Here is an 8,523-nt window from a genome sequence, read left to right as displayed (position 1 = left end):
GTCCGGGGGTGGAGGAAGCGGCCGTTATCGCCCGTGAAGATATCCCGGGTGACAAACGGTTAGTGGCCTATCTCCGGCCGCAGGCGGGTGCTGCCCTGGTGCCGGCGGATTTACGCCAGCAACTGGCGCAACATCTGGCCGACTATATGCTGCCCGCGGCCTTTGTGGTGCTGGCGACTTTCCCGCTGACCCCGAACGGCAAGCTGGACCGCAGGGCGCTGCCCGCGCCTGACCAGTCAGCAGCCGTCACCCGTGACTATGAAGCCCCTGTGGGTGAACGGGAAACCACCCTGGCGCAGATTTGGCAAAACCTGCTGGGGCTGGCACGCATCAGCCGGCACGACCACTTCTTCGAACTCGGCGGCCACTCGCTGCTGGCGGTCAGCCTGATTGAACAACTGCGCAATGCCGGCTGGCTGCTTGATGTGCGCAGTGTCTTCTCCGCGCCCGTACTGACCGACATGGCGCAGGCTATCCGGACGGAGCAGGGGGAAGCGGCCTTTATTGTGCCGCCCAACCGTATTCCTGACGGCTGCACCGCACTCACGCCTGAGATGTTGCCACTGGTCATGTTGTCCCAGACCGAAATCGACACCATTGCCGGCTCCGTGGCGGGCGGGGCGGGCAATGTGCAGGATATCTATCCGCTGGCGCCGCTACAGGAGGGCATTCTGTTCCATCACCGGTTGCAAGAGCAAGGTGATGCTTATCTGTTGCACCATGTTATCGCCTTCGATACCTGGCAACACCTTGAAGCCTTCCTTGGGGCGCTGCAACGGGTGATAGACCGCCATGATATCCTGCGTACTGCCGTCTGCTGGCAGGGATTGACACAGCCTGTGCAGGTGGTCTGGCGTCAGGCGCCACTGTCAGTGACCACTTTTGTGCCCGCTTCCACAGAAAATGTGCTGGCCCAATTGCAGGCGCACACCGATCCGCGTCAACGCCAGATCGATCTTAGCCGGGCGCCGCTGTTTGCTGCTGACATGGCTCACGATCCAACCAGTAATGAATGGCTGTTGGCCCTAAGTCTTCATCATTTAGTCTGTGACCATATGACGTTAGGGCTTATCATTGCCGAAATTATTCAGTTGTTACAGGGGCAGATAGAAACCCTACCGACCCCTCTGCCTTACCGTAACTTTATCGCCCAAACTCTGAGTGTGCCGGTCTCTGTGCATGAGGAGTATTTCCGCACCAGACTCGCTGATGTTGATGCCCCAACAACGCCTTTCGGCCTGCTTAATATACAGGGCGACGGCGAGGATGTGACCGAGGCCCGTTTGTTGCTGGATACCACGTTGGCGCAGGCAATCCGCATGCAGGCCCGCCGTCTCGGTATCAATCCTGGCGTATTGTTCCACGTTGCCTGGGCTCAGTTGTTAGCACAGACCAGCGGCCATGACGATGTGGTCTTCGGCACTGTGCTGCTTGGCCGTCTGCAAGGCTCTGCTGGTGCCGATCAGGTGATGGGGATGTTTATCAATACCCTGCCAGTGCGGGTTCCCCTTGCTGATCGCAGTGTACTGGAAGTCGTGCGCACCACCTACCACGATCTGATGACACTACTGGAGCATGAACAGGCGCCCCTGACGTTGGCACAACGTTGCAGCGGTGTGAACCCGCCACTACCACTCTTCAGCGCCTTACTTAACTATCGTCATAGCCAGTCAGGTACGGCTAATAAGGTCTGGGATGGTATGCGCATGTTGAACGAAAAAATACGTACCAACTATCCGTTGACCCTCTCAGTAGATGATCTGGGGGAAGATTTCAGCCTGCTTGCCCAAGCTGTTGCGGGCGTTGAACCTTTACGGTTGATAAACTACTTGATCACTGCGATCAGTGGACTGGTTGAAGCACTGGCAACTGAACCCCAGCGCCCCATTCTGAGCCTGCCGATCCTGCCTGCCGCTGAACGTCAGCAGCTTTTGGTTGATTTCAATGCCACACAAGCGGACTTCCCGCAGGCGGCCCTGATCCATGAGCTGTTTGAGCAACAAGTTAAGCGTACTCCTGACGCCATCGCCGTGGTGTTTGAAGGTCTGTCGCTTAGCTATGCTGAACTGAACCGTCGTGCCAATCGTCTGGCCCATTACCTGCTTGCGCTGGGGGTTCAGCCTGATGATCGAGTAGCTATCTGCGTTGAGCGCAGTCTGGAGATGGTGGTAGGACTGCTGGCTATTCTTAAATCTGGCGGCACCTATGTACCACTGGATCCGACCTATCCTACAGAACGGTTGGCCTATATGCTTGATGATGCGGCCCCAGTGGCGTTGCTCACCCAGTCTGCACTGGTTGAGGTACTGGGCTGTAATCTACCTACTGTAATACTTGATAACCAAGAATTATCTGTTTTCGATAAAGAGCCGGAAGAAAACCTCAATGCTCAGGCACTGGGGCTAACTTCACGCCATCTGGCCTATGTGATTTATACCTCTGGCTCCACCGGGCAACCTAAAGGGGTGATGGTTGAGCACCGCAGCCTGTGTAATCTGGTTAATGCACAGATAAAGGCGCTTAACATTACAGCCGATAGTTGCTTATTACAGTTTGCTTCTTTCAGTTTCGATGTCTGCATGCAGGAATGTTGTATGGCTCTCCTGACAGGGGCTTGCCTCCAACTCGCTCAACGTACAAAGCTCCTGCCTGGTTCTGAGCTGTTCCATACCCTGAAAGAAAATGCCATCACTCATATGCTTCTGACGCCGACGGCATTAGCTGCATTGGATACAATACCGGAGACACTACAGACTCTGGTCGTCGGTGGCGAGATTTGCCCGCCAACGCTGATCAAACGCTGGGCAATAGGGCGACGCATGATCAATGCCTATGGCCCGACGGAAAGTACCATCTGTGCAACTTTCTACCTATGTAATGCCCAAGATGAGAAAGTACCTCCTATCGGTCAGCCTATCGCCAATACCCAAATCTATATTCTGGATACACAGGGTCAGCCAGTGCCTGTCGGTGTTGTCGGTGAGATCCATATTGGTGGAGTCGGGGTTGCCCGCGGTTATCTTAATCGTCCGGTACTGACGGCAGAACGATTTATTCCCGACCTATTCTCAACAGTTCCAGATGCCCGTCTATACAAGACGGGTGATCTCGGCTGCTGGCTCCCTGATGGCAATATCGAATACTTTGGTCGCAACGATTTTCAGGTCAAGTTGCGCGGCTTCCGTATCGAACTCAGTGAAATCGAAGCGCGTCTCTCTCAGTGTCCGGGAGTACGTGAGACGATCGTTATCGCCCGCGAAGATATCCCCGGTGACAAACGTCTGGTGGCCTATGTCCGGCCTCAGTCCGGCGTTGAACTGGTGCCGACTGAACTGCGCCGGCAACTGGCACAGCACCTGGCCGAATACATGCTACCCAGCGCCTTTGTGACACTGAAAACCTTCCCGTTCACGCCTAATGGCAAGCTTGATCGCCAAGCCCTGCCGGCTCCTGACCAATCAGCGGTAGTCACCCGTGACTATGAGGCACCCGTCGGTGAACTGGAAACAATACTGGTGCAAATTTGGCAGGAGTTGCTGGGCTTGGAGCGTATCGGGCGTCACGATCACTTCTTTGAGATCGGTGGTAACTCGCTGATGGCTGTCAGCCTGATTGAACGGTTGCGCGGTCTAGGTCAGGCGCTTGATGTGCGCAGTGTTTTCTCCACTCCCGTGCTTACCGACATGGCTCAGGCGATACAAGCACATCAAGGTAAACCTGTCTTCGTTGTACCGCCTAATCGCATTACCGAAGATTGCACCATCCTCACTCCAGACTTATTGCCGTTGGTGACGCTGTCCCAGACGGAAATCGACTCGATCGTTGAGACGGTGGTCGGCGGTGCGGTTAATGTACAAGATATCTATCCTCTCGCTCCGTTGCAGGAAGGTATTTTGTTCCATCATCGAATGCAGGAGCAAGGGGATACCTATCTGTTATGCAGTCTGATAGCCTTCAACACCCGTGCACGTCTTGATGCCTTCCTTGATGCATTGCAACAGGTGATCGACCGCCACGATATTCTGCGTACTGCCATCTGCTGGCAGGGACTAACCCAGCCCGTACAAGTGGTCTGGCGTCAGGCATCCCTGTCGGTGAACACCTTTGTGCCGGCCTCGGCAAACAATGTGCTGACCCAGCTACAGGCCCACACCAACCCACGTCGGCGTCGGCTCGATCTAAGCCAAGCACCTCTGTTTGCTGCCGATATCGCCCATGACCCAGCTAACCATGAGTGGTTGCTGGCATTGAGCTTCCACCATTTGGTCGGTGATCATATGACTCTGGCACTTATCGTTGATGAAGTCCGCCTGCTGTTACAAGGGCATACAGAGGAACTATCCAATCCTCTGCCTTACCGTAACTTTATCGCCCAAACCCTGAGCATACCGGCCTCGGTGCATGAGGACTATTTCCGCGTTCGGCTTGCTGATGTTGATGCCCCTACAGCCCCTTTCGGCCTGCTTAATATGCAGACTGACGGAAAAGATATTGCCGAAGCCCGTTTGCTGCTGGATACCACGCTGGCACAGGCGATCCGCAACCAGTCCCGTCATCTGGGTATCAGCCCGAGTGTACTGTTCCATGTTGCTTGGGCTCAGGTGTTGGCACAGACCAGTGGCCGTGACGATGTGGTTTTCGGTACGGTGCTGTTGGGCCGCCTGCAAGGCTCTGCCGGGGCCGATCGCGTAATGGGAATGTTTATCAATACCCTGCCACTGCGAGTATCCCTTGTCGGTCTCAGTGTGCTGGAAGTGGTGCAGGCCACCTATCGTGACCTAATGACTCTTTTGGAGCATGAACAGGCTCCCCTGGCGTTGGCTCAGCGCTGTAGTGGGGTAATTTCACCGATGCCATTGTTCAGTGCCTTACTCAATTATCGCCATAGCCAGCCAGATGCGACTAATGTGGTCTGGAACGGCATGCGCTTGCTAACTACCGAAGATCGCACCAACTATCCACTTTCTCTTTCTGTGGATGACTTGGGTGAGGGTTTTAATCTGGTGGTTCAGGCTGTGGCGGGAATTGATTCCGCTCGGGTCGCCAACTACTTGACTACGGCTATCAGTGGCTTGGTTGATGCCCTGGCAATCGAACCTCAGCGTTCTGTTCTAAGTCTGCCGATCTTACCTGCCGCAGAACGGCAACAGCTACTGGTGGACTTCAATACCACTGAGGTCGACTTCCCACGGAACGCTTTGATCCATGAATTGTTTGAGCAACAGGCAGAGCTCGTTCCTGACGCTACCGCCGTGGTGTTCAAAGAATTCTCCATCAGCTACAGTGAACTGAACCGCCGTGCCAACCAACTGGCCCATCATCTGCTTACCTTGGGCGTACAGCCGGATGACCGGGTCGCCATCTGCGTTGAACGTAGCCTGGAAATGATTGTGGGCTTACTGGGCATTCTCAAGGCTGGTGCGGCCTATGTGCCATTGGATCCGGCCTACCCAGCTGAACGGTTGGCCTATATACTCAACGATGCTGAGCCGGTTGTTCTACTTACCCAATCAGCCCTGAGCGAAACGTTGGGCAGCAGCCTGCCTACTGTGCTGCTCGACATCTCAGTTTTTAGCGCTTACGCAGAGAATAATCTTGATACTCATACACTGGGATTAACCTCACACCACTTGGCGTATGTCATCTACACCTCTGGTTCTACGGGCCATCCTAAAGGGGTAATGGTTGAACACAGGAATATCGTTGCATCCACTTATGCTCGACAATTGACGTATCCGCATTTCGAACGGCTTTTACTCTTGTCTTCAATCGCATTTGACAGTTCCCTCGCCAGTATCTTCAGTACACTCACGCGCGGAGGATGTTTATGCCTTCCAGAACAAGCGATTACTGTCAACCCTACAGCCATTTTGCAGGTTCTACGCCAGAATGACATCAGTTGCCTATTATGTGTGCCATCTTTGGCCCTCAGTCTGTTGCAACTCGCTAATAAAGAAGATATGACATCCCTCCGAGCTCTTATTGTGGCAGGTGAGCGCTGCTTACCTGAACTTCATACTCGAATTGAACAGTTAGAGTTACCTATTGCTCTCTATAACGAGTATGGACCGACAGAAACTACAGTATGGGCCTCGGTTTATCAGGTCATGTCCCACGACTGGTTCAATGTCCCTATCGGTCAGCCAATCGCTAATACTCAGATCTATATTCTGGATACGCAGGATCAGGTTGTGCCGATTGGCGTGGCTGGTGAAATCTATATCGGCGGGGCTGGTGTTACTCGCGGTTATCTTAATCGTCCAGAACTGACGGCAGAACGATTTATTACTGACCCATTCTCAACTACGCCTGGCTCACGTATGTACAAAACGGGTGACCTTGGACGTTGGTTGCCCGATGGCAACATCGAATATCTCGGCCGTAACGATTTTCAGGTCAAGTTGCGTGGTTTCAGGATTGAACTCGGTGAAATTGAGGCACAACTTATTCAGTGTCCTGGCGTAAGCGAAGCCGTTGTCATCGTTCGTGAAGATATTTCGGGAGACAAACGTCTGGTGGCTTATCTCCGGCCTCAGTCCGGCGTTGAACTGGTGCCGGCTGAACTGCGCCAACAGCTTGCGCAGCAACTGGCTGAGTACATGATCCCCAGTGCATTTGTGATGTTGGAGACCTTCCCGTTGACGCCTAACGGCAAACTCGATCGTCAAGTTCTGCCAGCACCTGACCAGTCTGCTGTAGCAACACGTGTCTATGAAGCACCAGAAGGTACATTGGAAACCGCACTGGCGCAGATCTGGCAAGATTTGCTGGGGCTGGAACGCGTCAGCCGTCATGATCACTTTTTCGAACTCGGAGGTCATTCACTGATGGCCGTCAGCCTGATTGAACGATTGCGTAATGCTGGCTGGTTGCTTGATGTGCGTAGCGTTTTCTCCACACCAGTGCTCACCGAGATGGCTCAGATGATACAAGCACATCAGGGCAAACCTGTCTTTGTCGTACCGCCTAATCGCATTACCGAAGATTGCACCACCCTCACCCCCGACCTACTGCCGCTGGTGACGCTGTCTCAAGCGGAAATCGATATCATTATCGACACCGTTCCCGGCGGCACGGCCAATGTGCAGGATATCTACCCGCTAGCCCCGTTGCAGGAAGGCATTCTGTTCCACCATCGGTTGCAGGAACAAGGGGACACTTATTTGTTATGCAGCCTGGTGGCCTTCGATACCCGTGAGCGCCTTGACGCTTTCCTTGGTGCCTTGCAACAGGTGATCAGCCGCCACGATATCTTGCGTACCGCTATTTGCTGGCAGGGATTAACGCAGCCTGTTCAAGTAGTTTGGCGTCAGGCTCCACTACCAGTGAATACTTTTGTGCCCACCTTAGAGAACAATGTGTTGGCCCAGTTGCAGGCCTACACCGACCCGCGTCAACGCCGGCTAAACCTGAATCAGGCACCGTTGTTTGCCGCTGACATCGCCCATGACCCTGCCAATGGCGAGTGGCTGCTGGCACTGAGTTTCCATCATCTGATCAGCGATCATATGACACTGGAACTTATCGTCTCTGAAATCAACTTGCTGTTACAGGGACGTGCAGAGGCTCTCCCTGTACCACTGCCGTATCGCAATTTTATTGCCCAGACGCTGAGCGTGCCGGCCTCCGTGCATGAAGACTATTTCCGTGCCCGGCTCGCCGATATTGATGCACCAACAGCACCTTTTGGTCTACTTAATGTGCAGGGTGACGGTAAAGATGTGGTTGAAGCCTATTTGAAGCTGGATATCACGCTGGCACGGGCGATCCGCAGTCAAGCTCGCCGCCTAGGAATCAACCCCAGTGTGCTGTTCCATGTTGCCTGGGCTCAAGTGCTGGCACAGACCAGCGGTCGTGATGATGTGGTCTTCGGCTCTGTGCTGCTCGGTCGGTTGCAAGGCTATGCCGGTGCTGATCAGGTAATGGGAATGTTTATCAATACCCTGCCAGTGCGGATATCCCTTGCTGGCATCAGTGTACTGGAAGTGATGCAGACCACTTACCATGACCTAATGGCGTTACTGGATCATGAGCAAGCCCCTCTGGCGCTGGCCCTTCGCTGTAGCGGTGTGACACCACCGATGCCATTATTTAGTGCCTTGCTCAATTACCGGCATAGCCATTCAGGGGCGGCCGATGATAGCGTTTGGAGAGGCATGCGTATGCTGACAGCAGAAGAACGCACAAACTATCCATTGACCCTCTCAGTGGATGACTTAGGGGAAGACTTCAGCCTGGTAACCCAGAGCATCTCGGGGATTGATCCTACCCGACTGGCTAACTACCTGATTACAGCTATCAGCGGCCTGGTTGAAGCGCTGGATAACGAACCTCAGCGACCTGTTTTGAGCCTGCCAGTTCTGCCTACTGCTGAACGTCAGCAACTTTTGATGAATTTCAACGCCCCCCAAACCGACTTCCCGCAGGAAGCCCTGATCCATGAACGGTTTGAACAACAGGTTAAGCTGGCGCCTGACGCTACCGCTGTGGTGTTTGAAGGGCAGTCCCTCAGCTACGGCGAAC

At 54.0% G+C, this 8,523-nt stretch carries 1 protein-coding gene; it reads left to right on the top strand.

The genetic code is table 11. The features are described 5' to 3' along the window. Positions 1–8,523, top strand: an 8,523-nt coding sequence (locus C5470_RS20660) for an amino acid adenylation domain-containing protein (protein WP_166291623.1), incomplete at both ends; no start/stop codon positions are given.

This window comes from Photorhabdus stackebrandtii (assembly GCF_011189495.1).
In the GTDB taxonomy this organism is placed as follows: Bacteria; Pseudomonadota; Gammaproteobacteria; order Enterobacterales; family Enterobacteriaceae; genus Photorhabdus; species Photorhabdus khanii.
The sequence above is the reverse complement of the archived record's forward strand: the minus strand, read 5'-3'. Positions and strand labels throughout refer to the sequence as shown.